The sequence below is a fragment of the Corynebacterium jeikeium genome (genome assembly GCF_028609885.1).
Lineage (GTDB): Bacteria > Actinomycetota > Actinomycetes > Mycobacteriales > Mycobacteriaceae > Corynebacterium > Corynebacterium jeikeium.
Genome location: NZ_CP063195.1, coordinates 1,108,212 through 1,129,683, shown reverse-complemented (window position 1 = coordinate 1,129,683; position 21,472 = coordinate 1,108,212). Strand labels below are relative to the sequence as shown.

Annotated in this window: 21 protein-coding genes; 17 read left to right on the top strand and 4 right to left on the bottom strand. The window is 64.0% G+C overall.

Annotated elements, in window-relative coordinates; all coding sequences use genetic code 11:
• Positions 1–3: 3 nt before the first annotated feature.
• Complete coding sequence (locus CJEIK_RS04975) at positions 4–1,125, bottom strand: hypothetical protein (protein WP_237746510.1); 1,122 nt, start codon at positions 1,123–1,125, stop codon at positions 4–6.
• Positions 1,126–1,195: 70 nt separating this feature from the next.
• Between CJEIK_RS04975 and CJEIK_RS04970 the strand changes: the two genes are divergently transcribed.
• The 3 genes from CJEIK_RS04970 to CJEIK_RS04960 are packed head-to-tail and all read left to right on the top strand — an operon-like array spanning position 1,196 to position 3,828.
• Positions 1,196–2,068, top strand: coding sequence for an undecaprenyl-diphosphate phosphatase (locus CJEIK_RS04970; RefSeq protein ID WP_005294709.1), 873 nt, complete (start codon positions 1,196–1,198; stop codon positions 2,066–2,068).
• 11 nt (positions 2,069–2,079) lie between these two features.
• Positions 2,080–3,327, top strand: a complete 1,248-nt coding sequence (gene mshC, locus CJEIK_RS04965) for a cysteine--1-D-myo-inosityl 2-amino-2-deoxy-alpha-D-glucopyranoside ligase (RefSeq protein ID WP_005294707.1) — start codon at positions 2,080–2,082, stop codon at positions 3,325–3,327.
• A 24-nt stretch (positions 3,328–3,351) separates the two neighbouring features.
• The gene (locus CJEIK_RS04960; RefSeq protein ID WP_005294704.1) at positions 3,352–3,828 is read left to right on the top strand and encodes a hypothetical protein; all 477 of its coding nucleotides are present in this window, start codon (positions 3,352–3,354) and stop codon (positions 3,826–3,828) included.
• Here CJEIK_RS04960 and CJEIK_RS04955 read toward each other — a convergent pair.
• Positions 3,825–4,670: a thioesterase family protein gene (locus CJEIK_RS04955; protein WP_005294701.1), complete on the bottom strand. Its 846-nt coding sequence runs from the start codon at positions 4,668–4,670 to the stop codon at positions 3,825–3,827. The genes CJEIK_RS04960 and CJEIK_RS04955 overlap by 4 nt on opposite strands.
• A gap of 92 nt (positions 4,671–4,762) precedes the next feature.
• Here CJEIK_RS04955 and CJEIK_RS04950 point away from each other — a divergent pair, with 92 nt between their 5' ends.
• From CJEIK_RS04950 to aspA, 3 genes are read left to right on the top strand one after another with little or no spacing between them, the layout of a single operon-like run.
• Positions 4,763–5,761 carry a phosphoribosyl-ATP diphosphatase gene (locus CJEIK_RS04950; protein ID WP_005294699.1) on the top strand — a complete coding sequence of 333 codons (999 nt, stop codon included), beginning with the start codon at positions 4,763–4,765 and terminating at the stop codon, positions 5,759–5,761.
• Between the two features lie 40 nt (positions 5,762–5,801).
• Positions 5,802–6,647 carry an ATP phosphoribosyltransferase gene (gene hisG / locus CJEIK_RS04945; RefSeq protein ID WP_005294697.1) on the top strand — a complete coding sequence of 282 codons (846 nt, stop codon included), beginning with the start codon at positions 5,802–5,804 and terminating at the stop codon, positions 6,645–6,647.
• A 55-nt stretch (positions 6,648–6,702) separates the two neighbouring features.
• On the top strand, positions 6,703–8,262 hold the full coding sequence (gene aspA / locus CJEIK_RS04940) for an aspartate ammonia-lyase (RefSeq protein ID WP_005294695.1): 1,560 nt from the start codon (positions 6,703–6,705) through the stop codon (positions 8,260–8,262).
• Here aspA and CJEIK_RS04935 read toward each other — a convergent pair.
• A complete protein-coding gene (locus CJEIK_RS04935) occupies positions 8,235–9,035 on the bottom strand; it encodes a RecB family exonuclease (protein WP_005294692.1) in 801 nt (266 codons plus the stop codon). The two genes, aspA and CJEIK_RS04935, sit on opposite strands and share 28 nt — an antisense overlap.
• Positions 9,036–9,089: 54 nt before the next feature.
• Between CJEIK_RS04935 and CJEIK_RS04930 the strand changes: the two genes are divergently transcribed.
• From CJEIK_RS04930 to CJEIK_RS04880, 11 genes are read left to right on the top strand one after another with little or no spacing between them, the layout of a single operon-like run.
• Positions 9,090–9,923 (top strand): tRNA (adenine-N1)-methyltransferase, encoded by an 834-nt coding sequence (locus CJEIK_RS04930; RefSeq protein ID WP_005294689.1) that lies wholly within the window; start codon positions 9,090–9,092, stop codon positions 9,921–9,923.
• 13 nt (positions 9,924–9,936) lie between these two features.
• Positions 9,937–11,490, top strand: a complete 1,554-nt coding sequence (gene arc / locus CJEIK_RS04925; RefSeq protein ID WP_034964918.1) for a proteasome ATPase — start codon at positions 9,937–9,939, stop codon at positions 11,488–11,490.
• 12 nt (positions 11,491–11,502) lie between these two features.
• Positions 11,503–13,026: a depupylase/deamidase Dop gene (dop, locus tag CJEIK_RS04920; protein ID WP_005294683.1), complete on the top strand. Its 1,524-nt coding sequence runs from the start codon at positions 11,503–11,505 to the stop codon at positions 13,024–13,026.
• 2 nt (positions 13,027–13,028) lie between these two features.
• Positions 13,029–13,223 (top strand): ubiquitin-like protein Pup, encoded by a 195-nt coding sequence (locus CJEIK_RS04915; protein WP_005294680.1) that lies wholly within the window; start codon positions 13,029–13,031, stop codon positions 13,221–13,223.
• Entirely contained in the window at positions 13,220–14,623 is a 1,404-nt protein-coding gene (gene pafA, locus CJEIK_RS04910) for a Pup--protein ligase (RefSeq protein ID WP_005294678.1), read from the top strand. Before CJEIK_RS04915 ends, pafA begins: the two co-directional genes overlap by 4 nt.
• Positions 14,620–15,555 carry a helix-turn-helix transcriptional regulator gene (locus CJEIK_RS04905; RefSeq protein ID WP_005294675.1) on the top strand — a complete coding sequence of 312 codons (936 nt, stop codon included), beginning with the start codon at positions 14,620–14,622 and terminating at the stop codon, positions 15,553–15,555. The genes pafA and CJEIK_RS04905 overlap by 4 nt, the downstream gene beginning before the upstream one ends.
• Positions 15,552–16,520: a helix-turn-helix transcriptional regulator gene (locus CJEIK_RS04900; RefSeq protein ID WP_005294673.1), complete on the top strand. Its 969-nt coding sequence runs from the start codon at positions 15,552–15,554 to the stop codon at positions 16,518–16,520. Before CJEIK_RS04905 ends, CJEIK_RS04900 begins: the two co-directional genes overlap by 4 nt.
• A 35-nt stretch (positions 16,521–16,555) precedes the next feature.
• On the top strand, positions 16,556–16,810 hold the full coding sequence (tatA, locus tag CJEIK_RS04895) for a Sec-independent protein translocase subunit TatA (protein ID WP_005294670.1): 255 nt from the start codon (positions 16,556–16,558) through the stop codon (positions 16,808–16,810).
• Positions 16,811–16,817: 7 nt separating this feature from the next.
• Positions 16,818–17,795, top strand: coding sequence for a twin-arginine translocase subunit TatC (gene tatC, locus CJEIK_RS04890; RefSeq protein WP_005294668.1), 978 nt, complete (start codon positions 16,818–16,820; stop codon positions 17,793–17,795).
• On the top strand, positions 17,782–20,454 hold the full coding sequence (locus CJEIK_RS04885; RefSeq protein WP_005294666.1) for a DEAD/DEAH box helicase: 2,673 nt from the start codon (positions 17,782–17,784) through the stop codon (positions 20,452–20,454). Before tatC ends, CJEIK_RS04885 begins: the two co-directional genes overlap by 14 nt.
• The gene (locus tag CJEIK_RS04880; protein ID WP_005294664.1) at positions 20,447–21,175 is read left to right on the top strand and encodes an SDR family NAD(P)-dependent oxidoreductase; all 729 of its coding nucleotides are present in this window, start codon (positions 20,447–20,449) and stop codon (positions 21,173–21,175) included. The genes CJEIK_RS04885 and CJEIK_RS04880 overlap by 8 nt, the downstream gene beginning before the upstream one ends.
• A gap of 7 nt (positions 21,176–21,182) precedes the next feature.
• Here the strand turns inward: CJEIK_RS04880 and CJEIK_RS04875 are convergent, their stop codons facing one another.
• Entirely contained in the window at positions 21,183–21,452 is a 270-nt protein-coding gene (locus CJEIK_RS04875; RefSeq protein ID WP_005294662.1) for a hypothetical protein, read from the bottom strand.
• Positions 21,453–21,472 lie beyond the last annotated feature (20 nt).

The following is a 21,472-nucleotide window of genomic DNA, read 5'->3' as shown; positions in this document are numbered from 1 at the left end:
TTTTTATTCCTTCTCCGCCGGGTATTCGTCGTCCGGCGTCGTCTGCTTGTCCTGCACCGCGTCATCCACCTTCTGCGCGCTGTACACACTGACCTTTCCGTCTTCTGTGACTAGCACCAACGCGCCGTTGGCGGCGTCCAAAACCTCGCGCACCTTGCTCGGCGCGTCGACTTCGGCGACCTTCACGGGCGCGCCACTGTCGATGCGGAAGGACGTCAGCTTGTTTTCCCCGGTCGAGCTCACCCAGGCCAGCTGGCGCTTCGCATCCCACGCCACGCCCCACGGGGAGGCCTTCGTGGGGGTCGCTTGATGCAGGCGCACGACGTCGTTCATGGTGTAAATCAACATCTGGTCCTGGCGCTCGTCGCTGGCAACCACCACGCCGTCGTCGCCGCGCCCGGTGGCCACCTGACCCACGCCCTGCCCGATGCGCAGGGAAGCGTTCAGCGAACCATCGTCCACGTCCACGTCGTTGATGCTGGTCTGCCCCCGGTCGATCAGCGCGGCGCGCTGTCCGCGGCCGTGCGGCTTGACCAGAACGGCCTCGTCCAGGCTGCGGCTCACGATCGCCTCCCCGGTCTCGTTGCCGTCCTTGTCGTAGAAGCGCGCCTTGTCCTCGCCCGCCTTGCCCAGCACGGCCTTGCCATTATCCAGGAAGGTCACGGTGGTCACCTTGCCGTCCACGTCTAGGCTGCGGGTTTCCTTGCCGTCCGGCCCCAGCTCGATGGCCTTGTCCTGGCAGGCCACGGCCACGCCGGTTGCGGTGGTGGAGATGTTATCGCAGGAATCGTCGACATCTACCTGACGCGGCTCGTCCTTGGGGCTGGTGGCGTCAATAAAGTGCACCTTGCCCTTCGTAAGTATCGCAACCTGGTTCGCCCCCGGCGCGTTCTCGTCGGCAGAAAGGCCGATGCGCGCGGCCCCGAGGGTAGGCGCATCCAGCTTGATCTGCTCGCCCAGGCCGGAGGAGCTATCAGGGGAGTCCTGTGGCTGCGCGAGCTCACCGGCAACGGGCGCGTTGTCTACCGGATCGTCGGATCCACAGGCAGTAAGTGCCCCCAGAGCCAGGGCGGCAGTGGCGGTCACACAGAGGGTTCGGCTAAAGCGATTGACGTGCACATTCACAAGTTCTAACGCTACCAGTCCGGCCACGTCACTCTTTCAAGGCGGGGGAGAAGGACTAGGCTTAATCCCCATGACTACAGATATGACTTGGGCGCAGACGATCATTCTGTCGCTTATCCAAGGCCTGACGGAGTTCCTACCTGTGTCTTCGTCCGGCCACCTGCGCATCTTTTCCACCCTGTTGTGGGGCGAAGATGCCGGCGCGTCATTCACGGCCGTTATCCAGTTGGGCACAGAACTGGCAGTGCTGGTGTTCTTCGCCAAGGACATCTGGAACATCGCCAGCGCCTGGTGCAAGGGCGTGTGGGAGTGGCTCACCGACCTCACCGGAAAGCACGGCCGCCGCATTCACCGGGAAAGCTTCGACTACCGGATGGGCTGGATGGTCATCGTCGGCACCCTGCCCGTGGCCGTCCTGGGCTACCTGGGCAAGGACCTGATCCGAGATAACCTGCGCAACCTCTGGATCACCGCCACGATGCTGGTGCTGTTCTCCTTCGTCTTCATCCTCGCCGAGCGCATGGGCCGCCGCGAGCGCAGCTTCGACCAGCTGACCATGCGCGATTCGGTGATCATGGGCTTCGCGCAGTGCCTGGCGCTCATCCCGGGTGTTTCCCGCTCCGGCGGCACGGTCTCCGCCGGCCTGTTCCTGAACCTGGATCGCGAGGTCGCCACCCGTTACTCTTTCCTGCTCGCCATCCCTGCCGTGCTGGCCTCGGGGCTTTTCTCGCTTCCTGACGCCTTTAGCCCCGACGCCGGACAGGCCGCCTCGGGCGCCCAGTTGTTCGTGGGCACGGCGATTGCCTTTGCCGTGGGCTATGCGTCTATCGCCTGGCTGCTGAAGTTCGTGGCCAACCACTCGTTTGCCTGGTTTGCGCTGTGGCGCATCCCGCTGGGCCTGGCGGTCATGGCCCTGCTCGCATTCGGGGTACTGCCAGCCTAGAATCGAAACCCATGCACTCTTGGCCCGAACCGGAAGTCCCACAGCTGCCGGGTGAAGCCCCGCAGCTTCGCCTGTACGACACCGCCGACGACGTGGTGAAACCCGTCGAGATTCCCGCCGGGGAGGTGGGGATGTACGTCTGCGGCATTACCCCGTATGACTCCACCCACCTGGGCCACGCAGCCACCTACCTGACCTTCGACCTGATCCACCGCTACCTGCGCGCGGGCGGCCATGGCGTGCACTACGTGCAGAACATCACCGACGTCGACGATCCACTGTTTGAGCGCGCCGAGCGGGACGGGGTGGATTGGCAGGATCTGGGCACTAGCCAGATCGACCTGTTCCGCTCCGACATGGAGGACCTGGCGGTCATCCCGCCGCGCGACTACATCGGCGCGATGGAATCCATCGACGAGGTCATCGAGATGGTGGCCAAGCTCCTGGAGGTCGGCGCCGCCTACCAGCTGGAGGGCGACGAGTACCCGGACATCTACGCCGACTACACCTTCCTGCCGCAGTTCGGATACGAGTCCCGCTACAGCGAAGAGCAGATGGCGGAATTCTTCGCCGAGCGTGGGGGAGACCCAGAGCGCCCCGGCAAGCGCCACCCGATGGACGCGCTACTGTGGCGCGCACACCGCGAAGGAGAACCGAAGTGGGACTCTCCCTTCGGCCCCGGCCGCCCCGGCTGGCACATCGAGTGCTCGGCCATTGCCGTGAACCGCCTGGGAGCTCCCTTTGCGATCCAGGGCGGCGGCAGCGACCTGCGCTTCCCGCACCACGAGTTCTCCGCCACCCACGCCGAAGCCGCTCACGGGGTGGACCGCATGGCCCACCACTACGTCCACACCGGCATGATCGGCCTGGACGGTACCAAGATGAGCAAGTCGCTGGGCAACCTCGTGTTCGTCTCCAAGCTCACCGCCGCCGGCCACGAGCCCGCGGCCATCCGCCTGGGCGTGTACGCGGGTCACTATCGCCAGGATCGCGACTGGACCAACGACGTGCTGGCGCACGCCGAGCATCGCCTGGCCAGCTGGCGGGCCGCCCTGGCCACAGGTTCCACCCCCCTGGATGAGGCCCGCGAGCTGGTCGCCACCGTGCGCGGCCACCTGGCCAATGACCTCGACACGGCGGCGGCTCTAGATGCTCTCGACGGCTGGGCCGCAGACACAAAGGCGGGGGCGGCAGGGGACGAGGCTGCGGCGTCAGAAATAAAAACCGCAATCGATGCACTGCTGGGCGTGCGACTCTAGCTCACACAGGGCAAACTGTCTCTTATGAGCACCACACAGCTGAGCACAGCCACCACGTCTGCCCGCGAAGAGTTCCTCGACAACCTGCGCCAAATGGCGACAGGCAGCTACCTGCGCGACGAGGATCGTGAGTTTTGGGAAGCCCCGTACCCGGAGTCTGCGGTGGACGACGCACAGGCCATCGTCGACGGCATGCTGCAGGCCGCACAGTCCGTGGCCGCAAGCAGCGAAGCAGAGCTGACAAAAATCGCCGCCTCCCTGCGCCTGCAGAACACTGAGGAGGGCGCGGACGAGCAGCCCACCGCAACCACCCTGGCGATCGCCGCCGTAATCAACCAGCACATAGAGAAGCTGAAGGAGCTCTCCGCCCGCCACGAGGACGCGCTGCTGGAGGACGAGGAAATCAAGGATCTGCTCGCCCTGGTGGAGAAGCTGGCCGTGGACCTGGATGCCGACGATATGTTCGTGGCCAGCCAGGCCGAGGCCGTCTGCGAAGCCTAGCGCGGCGCCAGCATAATCCCCTGGTTGCAGGTGCCGATGAGGCCCTGCTCGTCGTAGATCCGCGTGACGGTGGTGCCAATGCCGTCGGTGCCGTAGTTTGCCTCGGCGGATAGGCCAAGCCACTCGCCGCGCATCTCGTGGTGCAGGTAAACGGTGGTATCGACGTTCATGTACGTCCACTTGTCCGTATCCAGCAAGTTGTTCAGGCCATTGGCGATGTCCACTGTCTTCATCAGACGCACCCATGTGGAATCTTCCTTGCCCTCGACTGCAGGAAGGTCGGTGCGCGACCAGTAGATCGCGGGGTTGCGGGACTCATCGACGTTCAGATGACGCTCGTCCAGGTCTGCACGGCGGGCCTCGATGGAGTTGATGTAACCGCTGGCCCAACGGTCGAGGAAGTCGCTGCCGTCCCCGGCGCCGGAGGGCCCAGGCATAGGCTCACCGACGGTGCGCTCGATCTCCTTTGTATCCCCGCGGCGAATCCACCAGCCGGAGCCTCGGATGAACTCGCGGCCGGATTCGTCGGTGACGATCGCTTCCAGGAAGCTGATTCGCTTGCCGGGGCGCACCACCCGTGCGTGTGTGCGCAGCTCGCTGAGTGGCACTGCGCCCAGGATTTCGACAGTCATTCGACTAAAACGGCCTTCTTCCAGGGAAAGCCCGGAGTCGCGCGCACCGTCCTCCAGCACCGTGGCTACCAGCGCAGCAGGCGGGGAGCCGTGCTGAAAGCCCGGACCCCAGGGGCTTTCCGTGTGCTGGGTGGGGTGGTAGTTGCGGTAGATTTGGCCTTCTTCCTCCGTGACTTTGCCGGGGACGAAGTATGCCGACTGCTCGCTCATCGCGCTCCTTAATCCTAGGGTGTGTCCTATGTCACTAACTATGGCACAGGGGCGCCAGTTGGACGAGCGATTGACCTAAACTAAACGTCATCATGAAAGCAATACTTTGGGACATGGACGGCACCCTGGTCGATACCGAACCGCTGTGGGGCATCGCTACCTTCGAGATGGGCGAGAAGATGGGCCGCCCGCTGACCGCGGAGGTACGCGAGAAGACGGTCGGCGCGACCACCCCCACCACCGTCGAGATCTGCGCGGCCCATGCGGGATTGGTTCTTGATGACGCCGCCAAGGCCGAATGGCTGAACTTCATGTACACGCGCGTCGAGGAGCTCCTTGCGGGGCAGTTAGAGTTCCGCCCCGGTATTAGGGAAATTCTTAGCGAGGCCAAGGCAGCCGGGTTTCCGATGGCTCTGGTGACAAACACGAACCGTGCCCTGACAGAGGTTTCTCTGAATTCCATCGGTCGCGAGTTCTTCGACTTCACCTTGTGCGGCGACGAGGTGCCCAACGGCAAACCCGCCCCTGATATCTACGCCACCGCCGCCGAACGCTTTGGTTTCGCCCCTGACGAGTGCCTGGTAGTGGAGGATTCCACCACTGGCATGACTGCCGCCCGAGACGCGGGCTGCCGCGTGCTGGGAGCACCGACCGACTCGAAGACCGCGATCCCGCAGGGGGTGCACACCCTGGCTGAGCTGCGCGAGGGAGCCCGGGACTTGGGCAGTCTCACGCTGGAGGATCTACGTCGGATTTACACAGAGCTGGGGCACACTGCACCAGCTGGTGTGCGATCTGCCACAATAGAAGGCGTGAACGAACAAGAACTCAAGACCTTCGATTCCCTTTTCGCCGAGCTGTCTTCCCGCGCCAAGGAGCGCCCCGAGGGCTCTGGCACCGTCAAGGCTTTGGACGCTGGGGTGCATTTCCAGGGCAAGAAGATCGTCGAAGAGGCCGGCGAGGTGTGGTTGGCCGCGGAGTACGAGTCTGACGAGGAGCTGGCCGAGGAGATCTCCCAGCTTCTTTACTGGCTGCAGGTCGTGATGGTCGGCCGTGGCCTGACCCCTGCTGATATTTACAAGTACCTCTAAACCCGAGAAAGCAAACCCGAGAAAGGCAGCCACCACGATCATGCTGCGCGTTGCAGTCCCCAACAAGGGTTCCCTGTCCGAGACGGCCACCTCGATCCTAAAGGAGGCTGGCTACGCCACCCGCGGCGATTCGAAGTCGCTGACTATCGCCGACGAGGACAACGGGGTGGAGTTCTACTTCCTGCGCCCCAAAGACATCGCGATTTACATCGCCTCCGGGCACCTCGACATCGGCATCACAGGCCGCGATCTAGCCGCGGATACTCGCGAGGAGGTCGACGAACTGCTGGCCCTGGGCTTCGGCGCTTCCACCTTCCGTTACGCCGCACCAAAGGACGAGAACTGGACTGTGGAACAGCTCGCCGGCAAGCGCATCGCTACCAGTTATCCGAACCTGGTGCGCAAGGATCTCGCCAACCGGGGGCTGGAGGCACAGGTGATTCGCTTGGACGGCGCGGTGGAGATCTCCATCCGCCTGGGCGTGGCCGACGTTATCGCCGACGTGGTCTCCACAGGTCGGACGCTGCGCCAGCAGGGGTTGAAGCCTTTCGGCGATCCACTGTGTGTCTCCGAGGCTGTCATCGTCGGCCGTAAGGGTGCGGAGGTCACCGCCGAGCAGAGCGTGCTCATTAAGCGCATCCAGGGCATTTTGCACGCCCACAACTACGTGATGCTGGACTACAACGTGGCCCGCGAGAATCTTGACAAGGTTGCCGCCATTACGCCGGGGCTGTCAGCCCCAACCGTTTCCCCGCTGGCCAACGACAGCTGGGTGGCCGTCCGCGCGATGGTGCCAAAAACCCAGGCCAACTCTCTGATGGACGAGCTTTCCGCACTGGGCGCGGAGGCAATTTTGGCAACTGACATTAGGATTGCACGTATCTAGGTTGTTTTCGTTAGGGTGGGGAACAGAATGTTGCTCCCCAACCAGAGGACGAATCGTGACCGATAAACCAATCCCGTCAAAGGCAGCGGCGGAAGTTCACGGCGATACTGTCGTGAGCTCTACCGACATCATCACGTCGGCTGAAACACACTCCCAGCTGGCGCGCGCTGCGAAGAGCTTCCGCACCGAAGAGGACCTGCTGGGAACCATGGAGGTTCCGGACCACGCCTACTACGGCGTTCACACCCTTCGCGCGGTGGATAACTTCCAGATTTCGCGTACCACCATCAACCAAATCCCGGAGTTTATCCGCGGCATGGTTATGGTCAAGAAGGCTACTGCGATGGCCAACAACGAGATTTTCGCCCTGCCAGATGAGAAGGCCAAAGCTATCATCTGGGCCTGTGACCAGGTGCTGGAAGAGCACCGCTGCATGGATCAGTTCCCGATCGACGTATTCCAGGGCGGTGCTGGCACCAGTGTGAACATGAACACCAACGAGGTCATCGCAAACCTCGCCCTGGAATACCTAGGGCACCCGAAGGGTTCCTACGACATCATCAACCCCAACGATGATGTCAATATGTCCCAGTCCACCAACGATGCCTATCCCACCGGCTTCCGTCTGGGTCTGCACTTCGCAATTGATCAGCTGATTAAGCACCTCGACGCGCTCGAGCGCGCGTTTCTGGCCAAGGGCCACGAGTTCCGCAACATCCTGAAGATGGGCCGTACCCAGCTCCAGGACGCCGTGCCCATGTCCCTGGGCCAGGAGTTCCGCGCATTCGGCTACAACATCGCCGAGGAGCGCCTGCAGCTCGAACGTTCCCAGGCACAGCTGCGCGAAATGAATCTGGGCGCCACCGCCATTGGCACGGGCGTGAACACCCCGCCCGGCTACCAGAACGCGGTCATCCGCGCGCTCAGCGAGGTCAGCGGCCTGAAGATCGAGCCGGCTCGCGACCTCATCGAGGCCACCAGCGATACCGGCGCATACGTCAATGCTCACGCCGCCGTGAAGCGCGTGGCCATGAAGCTGTCGAAGATCTGTAACGACCTGCGCCTTCTGTCCTCTGGCCCGCGCGCCGGTCTAAACGAGATCAACCTGCCGGAGCGCCAGGCCGGCTCGTCAATCATGCCGGCCAAGGTGAACCCGGTTATCCCCGAGGTTGTAAACCAGATCTGCTTCAAGGTTTTCGGCAACGACCAGACGGTCTCCATGGCCGCAGAGGCCGGCCAGCTGCAGCTCAACGTCATGGAGCCGGTCATCGCCCAGTGTGTGTTTGAGTCCGTGCGTTTCCTGGCTCGAGCCTGCACCACGCTGCGCGCCCTGTGTGTCGTGGACATCACGGCCAATGCCGACGTGTGCCGCCGCTACGTGGAGAACTCCATCGGCATCATCACTTACCTGAACCCGCTCATCGGCCACCACAACGGCGACTTGGTGGGCAAGGAGGCAGCCCGCACCGGCAAGTCCGTGCGTGACCTGGTGCTGGAAAAGGGCCTGCTGGACGAGCAAACCCTCGACGAGGTCTTGAGCCCGGAGAACCTCCTGAACCCCAAGTTCCAGGGCAAGCTCTACACGGACTACGAGGAGGAAACCTCCAAGGGATAGTCCGGCGGGGTGCCGCCGAAGGCAGGGCAGAGGTCCTGGAAGTGGCACCACCCGCACAGCTTGGTGGTGCGCGGCTGGAAGTTGCCGCTGCGCACATCCGCCAGGATGCGGCCCCACAGCTCGCCAAGCTCGCGCTCGAAGGCAGCCAGCTCGGTGGCGGTGGGCTGCAGCACCATGTCGTCGCTGACCTTCAGGTACATCAACCTCAGCTGGGTGGGCAGCTCGCCTGTCATGCGCCACCACACCAGGGCGTAGAACATCATTTGAAAGCGAGCCGAATCGGCGAAGCGAGGTGCCGGTTTCTTGCCCGTCTTGTAGTCCACCACGCGCACCTGGCCAGTCTCCGCGATATCCACGCGGTCGATAAAACCGCGCACCGGCACATCGTTGGGCAGGGTTAGATTCACGAATTGTTCGCACTCGTGGGCGTCAAAACCATCCGGGTTTTCCATCTGGAAGTAGCCCTTCACCAGCGCGCGGCATTCCTCCCAGAACTCCACGGTGGACTGCTCGGGAACCAGCTCCGAAAGCTCCGGGTCCTTGGCCAGCATCTTTTCCCACTCCGGGCGAATCATCTTCACCGCCGCCGGGTAGGTGCGGCTACCGCGCGGCAGCTGGTGCAGGTTTTCCAACACCGCGTGGACCAGCGTGCCCTTCACCTGGGCGACCGTGCTCGGTTCCTCCAACTTGTCGATGGCTCGAAAGCGGTAAAGCAGGGGGCACTGCTTGTAGTCATTGGCGCGAGAAGGGGAAAGAGCTAGTTTCGTAGTCACCCGACCCACCCTAGTAAAATGAACCGGATCTCTTAAAGCAGGAAGGAAGACCACATGGCATATTCCGGACGTTTCACCGAAGGCGACCGCGTGCAGCTCACAGACGCCAAGCGCCGCCACTTCACCATCACCCTGGCCAAGGGTGAGAGCTTCTTCACCCACAAGGGCGAAATCCGCCACGACGACATCATCGGCCAGCACGAGGGCACCGTGGTCAAATCCTCCGGGGCTGCCGAATACCTGTGCTTCCGCCACCTGCTGGTCGACCACGTGCTTTCCATGCCCCGGGGCGCGGCCGTTATTTACCCGAAGGACGCCGCCCAAATCCTCGTGGAGGGAGACATTTTCCCCGGCGCCACGGTGCTGGAGGCCGGCGCGGGCTCCGGCGCCATGAGCACCTGGCTCCTGCGGGCCGTAGGGCCGAAGGGCAAAGTCATTAGCTACGAAATTCGCGAGGACCACCTGGCCTACGCCAAGGACAACGTGGAGGACTACTTCGGTGGCCACCCAGAGAACTGGGACCTGCGCTTGGGCGACCTGAAGACGGTCACTAAGGAAGATGTCGGCGACGTCGACCGCGTGCTGCTGGACATGTTGGAGCCCTGGGAGATGCTGGACACCGTCAAAGACGTGCTTATCCCAGGCGGTGTCTTCATGACCTACGTCGCAACCGTCCCGCAGCTGATGAAGGTCATGGAAGGCATCCGCGAGACCGGCTGCTTTACCGAACCGAAGGCCTGGGAATCCCTGGTGCGTGAGTGGAAGGTCGAGGGTCTGGCCACCCGCCCCGAACACCGAATGAACGCGCACACAGCATTTCTGATCCTGGCGCGCAGGCTGGCTGATGGCGTCACCGCACCTCGACCACAGCGCCGCGCCCGCCGTTAGTAGACTGGTCAGTATGACCGAGAACACATCAGCGGAAGGGCCACAGACTCTGCGTGAGTTGCAGATCGCGAACCGCCAGCTCGGCGCGCGCAATGCGAAGCTCGTGGAGCTGCTTCAGGCCAGCCGCACGAAGCTGGAGGAGATCAACGGTCGGCTGGAGGCCCTGGCCGAGCCGCCAAGCACCTACGGCACGCTGCTGCAGGCCAACCGGGACTTCACCGCCGAGGTATTTACCGCCGGCCGCCGGATGCGCCTGATGGTCTCGCCGCACGTCCCGCAGCACGAGCTAGTGCCCGGCGCGATGGTGCGTCTAGGGGAGGGGCAGCAAGTCGTGGAAGTCACCGGCCAGCCGGACTTCGGCGACATCGCGCAGGTTGTAGAGGTCTCCGGTGACCGGCTGATTATCGCCGACAAGGTGGGCGAGGAGTACGTGGTCAAGGCCGCCGGCGACCTGGCCAAAGAAGTGGTCACCGGGGATTCCGTCATCGTGGACCGCAAGTCCGGATGGGCTTTCGAGGCCGTTCCACGCGCGGAGACGAACAACCTGATCCTGGAGGAAGTCCCGGACGTCACCTACGACGACATTGGTGGCCTAAGCCAGCAGATCACGCAGATTCGCGACGCGGTTGAGCTGCCTTTTTTGCACCCCGAGATCTACACCCGCTACGGCCTGCGACCGCCGAAGGGTGTGCTGCTCTACGGGCCGCCCGGCAACGGCAAGACTCTGATCGCCAAGGCCGTGGCGAACTCTCTGGCGCAGTCGGATTCCCCGTACTTCCTGAACATCAAGGGCCCCGAGCTGCTGAACAAGTTCGTGGGCGAGACCGAGCGCCAGATCCGCGCGATCTTCGAGCAGGCCCGCCGCGTGGCCAGCTCCGGCCGCCCCGTCATCGTCTTCTTCGACGAGATGGAGGCGCTGTTCCGCACGCGCGGTACGGGTGTGAGCTCCGACATGGAGTCCACCGTCGTCCCACAGCTGCTCGCGGAACTCGACGGCGTGGAGGCCGCAGGCAACGTCATCGTCATCGGCGCCTCGAACCGCGAGGAGCTCATCGACCCGGCCATCCTGCGCCCCGGCCGCCTGGACGTGAAGATTCGTATCGCCCGGCCCGACGCCGACGGTGCGGCCGCCATCCTGTCGAAGCACCTCGATGCTTCTCTACCTATTGACGCCGACTTCTCCGCCGCTGCCGGCTCCAACGAAGCGGCAGCGGAGGCCCTGCGGCAGAGCATCGTCGACGAGCTGTTTACTCGGGACGAGGCGCACCGCTATGTCACGCTCCACTACGCCGACGGCAGCCGCGAGGATCTGTACTGGGCGGACTTCGTTTCCGGCGCGATGCTGGCGAATATCGTGGACCGGGCGAAGACCCTGGCCATCAAGGACGCGCTTCACAACGGCGCAAACGGTACAGACGGCCTGCGCCCGGAGCACGTGCACGCGGCCGTTCTGGCCGAGGTGGGGGATTCCGAGGATCTGCCGGATACCACCAACCCCGCGGAGTGGGCGCGCATCTACGGCCACGGCACGAAGCGCGTCGTGGACATCGACGTGCACAAGGTCTAGGAGGGAAGAATCTTGTTTGGTCCGCACATCATTGGCTCGGAGACGGAGTACGGCATCGTCGCCGTGGACGATCCGTCGGCCAGCCCGATTCACACCTCCACCCAGGCCGTCGTGGCCTATGCTGAGCACAGCGGCCAGGGGGTGAACCGCCGCACCCGGTGGGACTACGAGAACGAATCCCCTCTGCGTGACATCCGCGGCTTCGACCTGCGCCGCTACCGTCGGGGTGCCGCCCCGGTGCTGGATCCGAATGCCCTCGGCGCGGCGAACGTCATCACCGCCAACGGCGCGCGCTTCTATGTGGATCACGCGCACCCGGAGTATTCCTCCCCGGAGACCACGACTGCCCGCGACGCGGTGGTGTGGGACAAGGCCGGGGACATCATCATGCACCGCGCCGCCGAGGCCGCCGAGCCGGAGCTGAAGATCTACAAGAACAACGTGGACGGCAAGGGCGCCAGCTACGGCTCGCACGAGAACTACCTGTACCCGCGCGACCTGGACGTCGAGGACGTGCAGGCGGCTTTAATCCCGCATTTCGTCACCCGGCAGGTCTACTGCGGCGCCGGCCGCATCGGGCTGGGGCAGCAGGGGGAGCAACCGGGCTTCCAGATCAGCCAGCGCGCCGACTACATCGAGACGGAGGTCTCGCTGGAGACCACGCTGAACCGCGGCATCGTGAATACCCGCGACGAGCCGCACGCGGAGGCCGACAAGTGGCGCCGCCTGCACGTGATCATCGGGGATGCGAACTTGAGCGAGTTCTCCAACTACCTGAAGTTCGGCACCACTGCGCTGGTGCTGGCGGCGGTAGCCGAGGGCGCTTACTTCGGCGACCTGCGTCTGCTGGAGCCGGTGGCGGACGTCCAGCGCGTCTCCCGGGATCTGGACTGCACCTACCGCCTGCGCTTCTACGGCCAGGCGGAACGCACCGCCATCGAGACCCAGCGGGAGATCCGCAAGCGCGTGTGGGAGATCATGGAGCTGCGCGGCGACAACCTGGAGGTCTTCGAGCTGTGGGGCAAGATCCTCGACGATCTCGAGGCCGATCCGCTGTCCACCGCCGACCGGCTGGACTGGACGGCCAAGCTGCAGCTGATGAACGCCTACCGGGCGCGCGGCCTGGAGTGGACCGACCCGCGCCTGGCCCTGGTGGACCTGCAGTACTCGGACATCGACCCGCGACGCGGGCTCTACCATGCGCTGGTGCGGAAGGGCCGGATGCAAACCCTGCTGGACCCGGCAGAGATCGAGGCCGCGGTGGACACCCCGCCACAGGCCACGCGCGCGTGGCTGCGCGGGCACCTGGTGGCGAACTACTCCGCCGACATCCTCTCGGCTAACTGGGATAGCGTCATCGTGGACACCCCGGATGGCGCGGTGCAGATCACCATGGATGACCCCCGCGGGTTCAACCAGTTGGAGCTACGCGCGCTGCTGGAAGCGCAACCGCGCCCCGGCATCGGCGAGCTCGTGGCAGGCTTGAAGGAAATCAACCCGGACAAGATCTCCGGGGTTGGCAGAAAGGAAGATTAATCATGGCACAGGGCGGACAGGTCAGCGCCGGCGGCGGTCGGCGCGACGACGACGAACCCATCGAGCAGACCTCCGGCGCGGGCACCCAGCAGGTGAACGTCACCGGTACCGACGATCTGCTGGACGAGATCGACGGCCTGCTGGAGAACAACGCGGAGGAGTTCGTCCGCTCCTACGTACAAAAGGGCGGCCAGTGACCGCCATCCGCCGCCGCATCATGGGCCTGGAGACCGAGTATGGAATCGCCAACATGCAGGATTCCTCCCGGCGCCTCGGACCCGACGAGATTGCCCGCAAGCTCTTCGCCCCCGTGGTGGAGGAGCACCGCAGCTCGAACATCTACACCGAGAACGCTTCGCGCCTGTACCTGGACGTCGGCGCGCACCCGGAATTCGCCACCGCGGAGTGTGATAGCCTGCACCAGCTGATCGCCTACGACCGCTCTGGCGATCTGATGTTCCACGAGCTGGCCGACCGCGCCGAGCAGGCCGTCGGCGGCAAGGTCTACCTGCTCAAGAACAACACGGATTCCCTGGGGAACTCCTATGGCTGCCACGAGAACTACCTGGTCAGCCGCGATATTCCTTTGAAGGGCCTCAGCAAGCAGTTGCTGCCTTTCCTGGTTACCCGCCAGCTGATCTGCGGCGCGGGCAAGCTCGCGATCCCTTATCCCGGCGCGCCGAACGAGAACTTCGGTCCGGGCTACACCATGAGCCAGCGCGCCGACCACGTCTGGGAGGGCGTGTCCAGCGCGACGACCCGCTCGCGCCCCATCATCAACACCCGCGACGAGCCGCACGCCGATTCTTCCAAGTATCGCCGCCTGCACGTCATCGTCGGCGATTCCAACATGTCGGAAGTCACCACGGCTCTGAAGGTCGGCTCCACGCTGCTGGTGCTGGAGATGATCGAGGCCGGCGTGGCACTGCCGGACTTCGAAATGGCCAACGAGATCCGCTCTATCCGCGAGATCTCCCGCGACTTCACCGGCCAGGTGGACATCGCTCTGCGCAGCGGGTCGACTGCCACGCCGCTGGAGATCCAGCGCGCTTTTTATGACGCCGCCTGCGCCTACCTCGCCTCGCGTGAAGACCCGGAGCGGGGGACCCCCAACGCGGAGCTTACCCCCGTGGTGGATCTGTGGGGCCGCGTGCTGGACTGCTTCGACACGGGCGACTTCTCGCCGGTCTCCACGGAGATCGACTGGGTCATTAAGAAATCCCTGCTCGATCGAATGGCCGCTGCCCGTGGCCTGGATCCCATCGACCCGCGCCTGGCGCAGATCGACCTGATGTATCACGACATTCACCCCACTCGTGGCCTGTTTAACGTGCTGGCCCGCCGTGGCTTGGCGCGTACGCTGCTGGCCCCGGAGACTATCGAGCAGGCCGTCCGTCAGGCTCCGCCGACGACCCGCGCGGCGGTGCGCGGCCGCTTCATCGCTGCAGTTCGCGCCAACCCGGAGCTGTCCTACACGGTGGATTGGATGCGAGTGAAGGTCAACGGCGAGGGCGGGGCAGAGGCCCTGCTGGCCGACCCCTTTGCCAACACCAGCGAGGACGTCGACCGCATCATCGAGTCCCTGGAATCCCGATGAACCGAAATCGCCCCGTCGAGACTCACTGGATGCCGGGTGCCACGCGCCTGTTTAACCTGGTGATCGCGCTGTTGAACTCCGACGTCCCGCGCTCCATCGAGTGGGTGCTCGCAAACGTCGAGGGCTATCAGCAATCCAACGACGGCTCTGCCCGTAAGCAGTTGAGCCGCGACCGCCAGGACCTCGCCGAGCTGGGCGTACGCATCACTGGCGAAGACACACTGACTCTCGACCCTGCCCAGACCTTTCTGCCGGACATCGAGTTCACCGACGGCGAAGCCACCGTCCTCGCCGCTGCCAGCCGGTGGGCTCAGTCGGGGGAGATGCAGCACGCCGCCCGCTCCGCCTACACCAAGTTGGCCGCTGCGGGCATGCAGCACCGCGTCTCAACTGGCGAGGTGGCCGTCCCCAGCGTCCCGGATCACACCGCCCTGGATGGTGATTCCCTCGACGCGATCTTCCGCGCCCTCGACAACGGCCTGGTCTTAAGCTTCAACTACTATCCGTCGCTGGTCGATACTCCCCAACAGCGCCGCCTGGAGCCCTGGGCTTATGGGGCCATGGACGGGCTGGTCTACGTCACGGGTTTCGATCCGGATCGCAAGGCTCAGCGAACCTTCCGCCTGGCGCGCATCGATTCCGTCACCGCTTTGCCCGAATTTGCACACCACCCGCGCCCGGAAGGCTCCCCGCAACAGCTGATCCAACAGGGGCTGTTGAGCAGCCGCCAGATGGTCACCGCCACCGTGGAGTTCCCGGAGCCCGGCGCCTGGGAACTGCGCCGCCTGGCCGACGAGGATGGCCAGATCGGCCCGGTGGAGCGCGACTGGTTTGTCCGCACCGCCGCGGCATACGCGCCCCACGTGGTGGTTACCTCGCCGCCGGATGTCGTAGCCGATGTTGTTGCCGTTCTCAAGGAGGCTGCTTCATGACGCTCCCTCGTTCCAACGCCGAACAATTCCTCCGCACCCTGTCCGTCCTCGCCTGGTTCCGGTCCCACCCGGACAGCAGCCTGATGGCAGCATCTCGCGCGTTGGACCTATCCACCGCACAGATAGCCCACGAGCTCGGTCAGGTGTCTCAGTGCCGCGTGCCCGCCAGCATCCTAGACATGCCCGTGGAGGTCACCGTTGATCGCATGCGCGCCTCGGTGGAGTTCTCGGCAGGCCTGGATCGCCCCCTCGCCCTGACCGCGATGGAGGCCGGGGTGTTGCTGCTGAACTTGCAGGCGCTGCGCTCCACCGCGCCGCCGGAGGCTCAGGCGGACATCGACTCCGCCAGTGAGAAGATTCAGGCGCTGCTGCGCTCCCGGCGTACGTACACGGATTCCTCCACCCCCGAAATGGCACCCTCGGCCCCCGCGCATGTGGAGCTGCGGCGCCAACTGTCGCAGGCCATCCAGTCGCGTTGCCAGGTCACTTTCAACTACCAATCTCTGTCCAGCGATAGCTTCAGCACTCGCACGGTAGACCCCGACCACGTGGCCCTCGTGGACGGCGAATACTACCTCTGGGCGCGGGAACGTGGCGTCACCACAAAGACCTTTGCGCTTGCGCGAATCGACGGGCTCCACCTGGGGGAGGAGGGCTCGGCTAGTGCCCAACAGGTGCCCGCGATAGACCCGGAAGATCCCTTCGGTTTCGGCCTCAGTGATAACTGGGCGCGCCTGGAACTAGATGAATCGCTGCGGTGGATGCTGGAGTACTTCCCCATGTGGGTGGTCGAAGATGAAGACCGGTTAGTCGTGGACGTGCCAGATACCGGTGATTGGTTTTTAAGGTTTCTGCTAGGTTTTTCACCCGGTATTCGCAAAGTGGAACCGCTACCATTGGCCGAGAACTTAAAAGACCTAGCGCGGCGTGGTCTCGATGCCTACGAGGCTCGCGGGCTAGGATAGTAAGAACGATCCCAACGAAAGAAAGCTCGTAAACAATGCCGAACCTTGGCGTTCCTGAACTACTAATCATCGCTCTGGTCATCTTCCTGCTGTTCGGAGCGACCCGCCTACCCAACGCTGCGCGTTCCCTGGGACGTTCGATGCGCATCTTCAAGTCCGAGATGGACGAGATGAAGACCGACGGCGACAAGAAGGAGCTGGCAAAGAAGCAGGCTCCGACCGCCGAGCAGCAGCAGGCCCAGGACCTGGCTCAGCCCAAGTCCGACCAGCCGAACGAGCACAACGCTTAAAAATTAAGTGGCTAAGAAGCTAAAGAAGCCCGCCGATGGTTCGATGACCATCGTCGAGCACATCAATGAACTGCGCAAGCGCGTATTCATCTCCCTGGTTGCCATCTTCATCGGCACCATCATCGGCTACATCTGGTACAACGTCGAGGTCGGGCCGATCCCTTCGCTAGGTGAGGTACTGCGCGGGCCATACTGTAACCTGCCGCCGGAAGCTCGCTTTGGCTCCGAGGCGGGGGAGTGCCGTCTGCTGGCTACTAGTCCTTTTGAGATGTTTATGCTGCGCCTGAAGGTTGGCGCGTTGGCAGGCATGGTCTTTTCCTCGCCAATTTGGTTGGGCCAGATCTGGGCGTATATCACCCCGGGCCTGCATAAGAACGAAAAGCGCTGGACACTGGGCGTGGGTATTTCCGCCGGCCTGCTGTTTACCGTCGGCGCGGTGCTGGCCTACTTCGTACTCGCCTTTGGTCTGGAGTTCCTGCTGACCATCGGCGACGAGGCGCAGATCGCTGCCCTGAACGGCGAGAAGTACTTCAGCTTCGCCATGGCGCTGCTGTTGATTTTCGGCGTGAGTTTCGAGGTGCCACTCATCACGGTGCTGCTGAACTTGGCGCACGTGGTCACATATCAGCAGTTGAAGGAGAAGCGCCGCTTCATCTGGGCTTTCTTGTTCCTTTTTGCCGCGTTCGTCACCCCGGGTCAGGACCCGATTTCGATGGTGATCCTAGCGATCTCGCTCTGCGCGATGATGGAGATTGCCACGCAGATCGCCCGCCTGAACGACAAGCGCCGCCAGAAGAATCAGGCGGACTGGCTCGAGGTGGATGACGACGAGACCACCGACATCGCCGCACCGGAACCCATTAGCCCGGTAACTGCAACTCCAGCCCCGCAGTCCACTAGCGCGGCCCGCCCGATCGACTCGCCGAAGCGCCAGGACCCAAAGGCTCAAGACTTCACCCGCAGCGATTTCGATGACATTCTCTAGCCCCCAGGTAGAGCGCTTCTGCGCCCAATACGACTTCCCACTGGACGACTTCCAGATCCAAGCGGCTGAAGCCATCGACCGGGGCAAGGGGGTGCTCGTCGCCGCCCCGACAGGCGCGGGCAAGACTATCGTCGGCGAGTTTGCCGTGTTCGCCGCCTTCCACGGCGACGGCACCTGCTTTTACACCACGCCTATCAAGGCCTTGAGCAACCAGAAGTTCCACGACCTGGTGGAGCGCTATGGCGAGGCCAACGTGGGCCTGCTCACTGGCGACGTCACCATCAATGGCGACGCGCCCATCGTTGTGATGACCACCGAGGTCTTGCGCAACATGATCTACGCCGACTCCGAGCGGCTGGAAACCCTCACGCACGTCGTCATGGACGAGGTGCACTTCCTGGCCGACCGTTCCCGCGGCCCGGTCTGGGAGGAGGCGATCCTCAACCTGGATCCCCGCGTAATCCTTGTTTCCCTGTCGGCTACCGTCTCCAACGTCGAAGAGTTCGGCGGCTGGCTGTCCGCCGTCCGCGGCGATACCGAGATCATCGTCACTGAGAAGCGACCGGTGCCGCTGACCCAGTTCATGATGGTCGGCCGCCAGATCCTGCCCCTCTTCGAGGGCTCGGAGCAGCACCTCGGCGCCATCAACCGCAAGGTCGTCGCCGCTGCCGCGAAGGCCGAGGAAACCGGCAAGCGCCGCGGGCCGAAGCGCGGCGACGTAGTACAGCACATGGCCACCGCGGGCATGTTGCCTGCGATTTACTTCATCTTCTCGCGGGTTGGTTGTGACGCCGCCGTCCGCGCCTTGCTGATCGATCGCGTGGACTACTCGTCTCCGTCGGAAAGGGAGGAGATCCTGCGCACCATCGACGCGGGCGTGGCGGACCTGACGGAGGAGGACCTGAACGTCCTGGGCTTCCGCCAGTGGCGCCGCGCCCTGTCGCGCGGTTTCGCCGCCCACCACGCCGGCATGCTGCCGGCCTTCCGCCACATCGTGGAGGATCTGTTCGCCCGTGGCCTGCTGAAGGTCTGCTTTGCCACGGAGACCCTGGCTCTGGGCATCAACATGCCCGCCCGCTCGGTGGTGCTGGAGAAGCTGGTGAAGTTCAACGGCGAGACGCACGCCGACCTCACCCCCGGCCAATACACGCAGCTCACCGGTCGAGCCGGCCGGCGCGGCATCGATACGAAGGGTAATGCGGTGGTCCTGTGGAGCCAGGGGATGGACCCTTATGGGGTTGCAGACTTGGCGTCGACAAGAACCTATCCGCTGGATTCCACCTTCCGTCCGGGCTACAACATGGCCGTGAACCTCATTGGCACGATGGGGCTAGACGAAGCCCACCGGCTGCTACTGCGTTCCTTTGCGCAGTACCAGACGAATGGCGCGGTTGTGGAAAGCGCCGAGCAGATAGAGAAGCGACGCCGCGAGCTAGCCCAACAGGAAAAGCAGCTGAAGGCCACGATCCGCGAAGTCCGCCGCCCGTCGAACAGCCTCAACGAGGACTTCCAGCTGGTCACCGAGTACGGCCAGCTGCGCCGCGAGCTCTCGCAGGAGGAGCGCCGCGCCAAGCGCATGGTCATCGACGAGGCATCGACGGAGACCACGGCTCTGCTGCAATCTCTGCAGCCTGGCGACGTGATCGCGCTGCCCACCGGCAAGAACCCCACCACCGCGGTGATCGTTCGTTCCGACCACCGCGGCCGACCGACGATCATCACCGACGACGGCTGGGTAGAGCGCATCAACCCCGACATGTTCGGCAACACCCCGGTGCACATCGGTCACATGCGCCTGCACAAGGGCGTAGCGCGCAACCCGAAGCGTCAAGCCAGGGGAGTGGCCGCCAACCTACGGCGCCTGCAGCTGGACAAACCAAAGAAACTGAAGCCACGGGCTCGCCGCCGCTCCCTGCGGGCGGTCGAGCTGCGCGAGCAGGTACACGCCCACCCGGTGCACGCCTGGGAGGGCCGCGAGGAGCTCTGCCGCGCCGCCGAGCAGTATCTGAAGGCCGCCCGCCGCCTGGAGTTCGAGCAGAAGGAGCAGCCGCAGGAATCCGATTCGCTGTCCGCCCAATTCAACCGCATCCTTGCGCTGCTGGCGGAGCTGGATTACGTGGAGCTCGTGGGCAACAGCGCCCGCATCACAATGGAAGGCGAACGCCTGTCCAAGATTCACCACGAGTCCGACCTTCTGGTCGCCCAGTGCCTGCGCCGCGGGATTTGGGACGAGCTGGACCCGGCGGAGTTGGCAGCAGTGGCCAGCACTTGCGTGTTTGAGAACCGTCGCGATTCCGGGGCGAAGGACGACGGCGTGCCCACCGAACCGCTGGCCGAGGCGATCAGCCAGACGTGGCGCATCTACCAGGAGCTTTCCACCGACGAGCAGCGCCACCGCCTGACTGTGACGCGCGAGCCGGAGCTGGGCTTTGCCACCGCGGTTCACCAGTGGACCGCCGGCGCTCCGCTGGAGTACTGCCTGCGCGCGGCCGAGGCCAGCGGCGCCACCCTGACCCCCGGCGATTTCGTGCGCTGGTGCCGTCGCGTGATCGACCTACTGGATCAGATCAAGTTGACTGGCTATTCCAATGAAGTAAAGGCGGCCTCCCGCAAGGCGGTCGCCGCAATGAGACGAGGAGTTGTGGCCCTCGATGGCTAAGAAAATTGCAATCTTCGGCGCGACCAGCGAGATCGGCGGCGAGATCGCCCGTCTGCTCGCTCCTGGTAGCCACCTGGTGCTTGCCGGCCGCCGTACTACGGACCTTGCCGATGAGCTGTATCGCCTCGGCGCAACAAAGGTCGATTCCTTCTTTTTTGACGCCACCGACGTGGATTCCCACGCCGACCTCATCGCGGAGATCGAGGCCACCGGGCCGCTAGACGTGGCGCTGGCGATGTTCGGCGTGCTGGGAGACCAGGAGCTCGCGGAACGCGACTCCTCCGAGGTCTACCGGGTGTTGCACACGGACTTCACCGCCCAGGCGGTGCTACTGACGGAGCTTTCCCAGGTGATGAAGTCCCGCGGCAGGGGAGTCCTCGTGGCCTACTCGTCCATCGCCGGGGCTCGCGTGCGCCGTCCGAACTATGTCTACGGCTCGGCGAAAGCTGGTCTGGATGGATTCTGCCAGGGCATGCAGGATGCGCTGCAGGGTACCGGCGTTCGCCTGGTGATCGTGCGCCCGGGCTTCGTGATCGGCCGGATGACCCGCGGCATGGATCCGGCGCCTCTGTCCACCACTCCGGATGTGGTCGCCGAGGCTACAGTTCGAGCTATCAACGACGAAAGCGCGGAATCCGTATGGATCCCGCACTCCCTCAAACTGCTAGCCGCCGCCATGCAGGTAGTTCCGCGTTGGCTGTGGCGGCGTGCACCGCGCTAGACGTGTGCTAAACGTGGAAGATGTTGTAGAAGATCGTCCGCAGCACGCCGAAGAGCACTGAAATACCGGTAGCTGCAGCGATGCCGATTGCTACCTTCGCAAACGGGTTGAGATTCTCCCACCACTCGTCAGAGTCCTTCGAGCTGGAGCCCTCCGCCTTCGAACTGGAGCTAGTACCGGAGCTCTGGGTTCCGGTTTCTGCCACTGCCGGGGTGACGGATGCCAGGGCAACCGTGGGTGCCAGAACTGCAGCGAGGATAGAGCGGCGTAGACGCATCAAAGTACTCCCTAAAACGT

Excerpts from the sequence above, each read along its gene's own strand:
- tatA (WP_005294670.1), top strand. The coding sequence starts at position 16,556 with ATGCCGAACCTTGGCGTTCCTGAACTACTAATCATCGCTCTGGTCATC.
- arc (WP_034964918.1), top strand. The coding sequence starts at position 9,937 with ATGACCGAGAACACATCAGCGGAAGGGCCACAGACTCTGCGTGAGTTG.
- CJEIK_RS04915 (WP_005294680.1), top strand. The coding sequence starts at position 13,029 with ATGGCACAGGGCGGACAGGTCAGCGCCGGCGGCGGTCGGCGCGACGAC.
- CJEIK_RS04905 (WP_005294675.1), top strand. The coding sequence starts at position 14,620 with ATGAACCGAAATCGCCCCGTCGAGACTCACTGGATGCCGGGTGCCACG.
- hisG (WP_005294697.1), top strand. The coding sequence starts at position 5,802 with ATGCTGCGCGTTGCAGTCCCCAACAAGGGTTCCCTGTCCGAGACGGCC.
- mshC (WP_005294707.1), top strand. The coding sequence starts at position 2,080 with ATGCACTCTTGGCCCGAACCGGAAGTCCCACAGCTGCCGGGTGAAGCC.
- CJEIK_RS04885 (WP_005294666.1), top strand. The coding sequence starts at position 17,782 with ATGACATTCTCTAGCCCCCAGGTAGAGCGCTTCTGCGCCCAATACGAC.
- CJEIK_RS04970 (WP_005294709.1), top strand. The coding sequence starts at position 1,196 with ATGACTACAGATATGACTTGGGCGCAGACGATCATTCTGTCGCTTATC.
- CJEIK_RS04955 (WP_005294701.1), bottom strand. The coding sequence starts at position 4,670 with ATGAGCGAGCAGTCGGCATACTTCGTCCCCGGCAAAGTCACGGAGGAA.
- CJEIK_RS04950 (WP_005294699.1), top strand. The coding sequence starts at position 4,763 with ATGAAAGCAATACTTTGGGACATGGACGGCACCCTGGTCGATACCGAA.
- CJEIK_RS04930 (WP_005294689.1), top strand. The coding sequence starts at position 9,090 with ATGGCATATTCCGGACGTTTCACCGAAGGCGACCGCGTGCAGCTCACA.
- CJEIK_RS04880 (WP_005294664.1), top strand. The coding sequence starts at position 20,447 with ATGGCTAAGAAAATTGCAATCTTCGGCGCGACCAGCGAGATCGGCGGC.
- CJEIK_RS04960 (WP_005294704.1), top strand. The coding sequence starts at position 3,352 with ATGAGCACCACACAGCTGAGCACAGCCACCACGTCTGCCCGCGAAGAG.
- CJEIK_RS04900 (WP_005294673.1), top strand. The coding sequence starts at position 15,552 with ATGACGCTCCCTCGTTCCAACGCCGAACAATTCCTCCGCACCCTGTCC.
- CJEIK_RS04875 (WP_005294662.1), bottom strand. The coding sequence starts at position 21,452 with ATGCGTCTACGCCGCTCTATCCTCGCTGCAGTTCTGGCACCCACGGTT.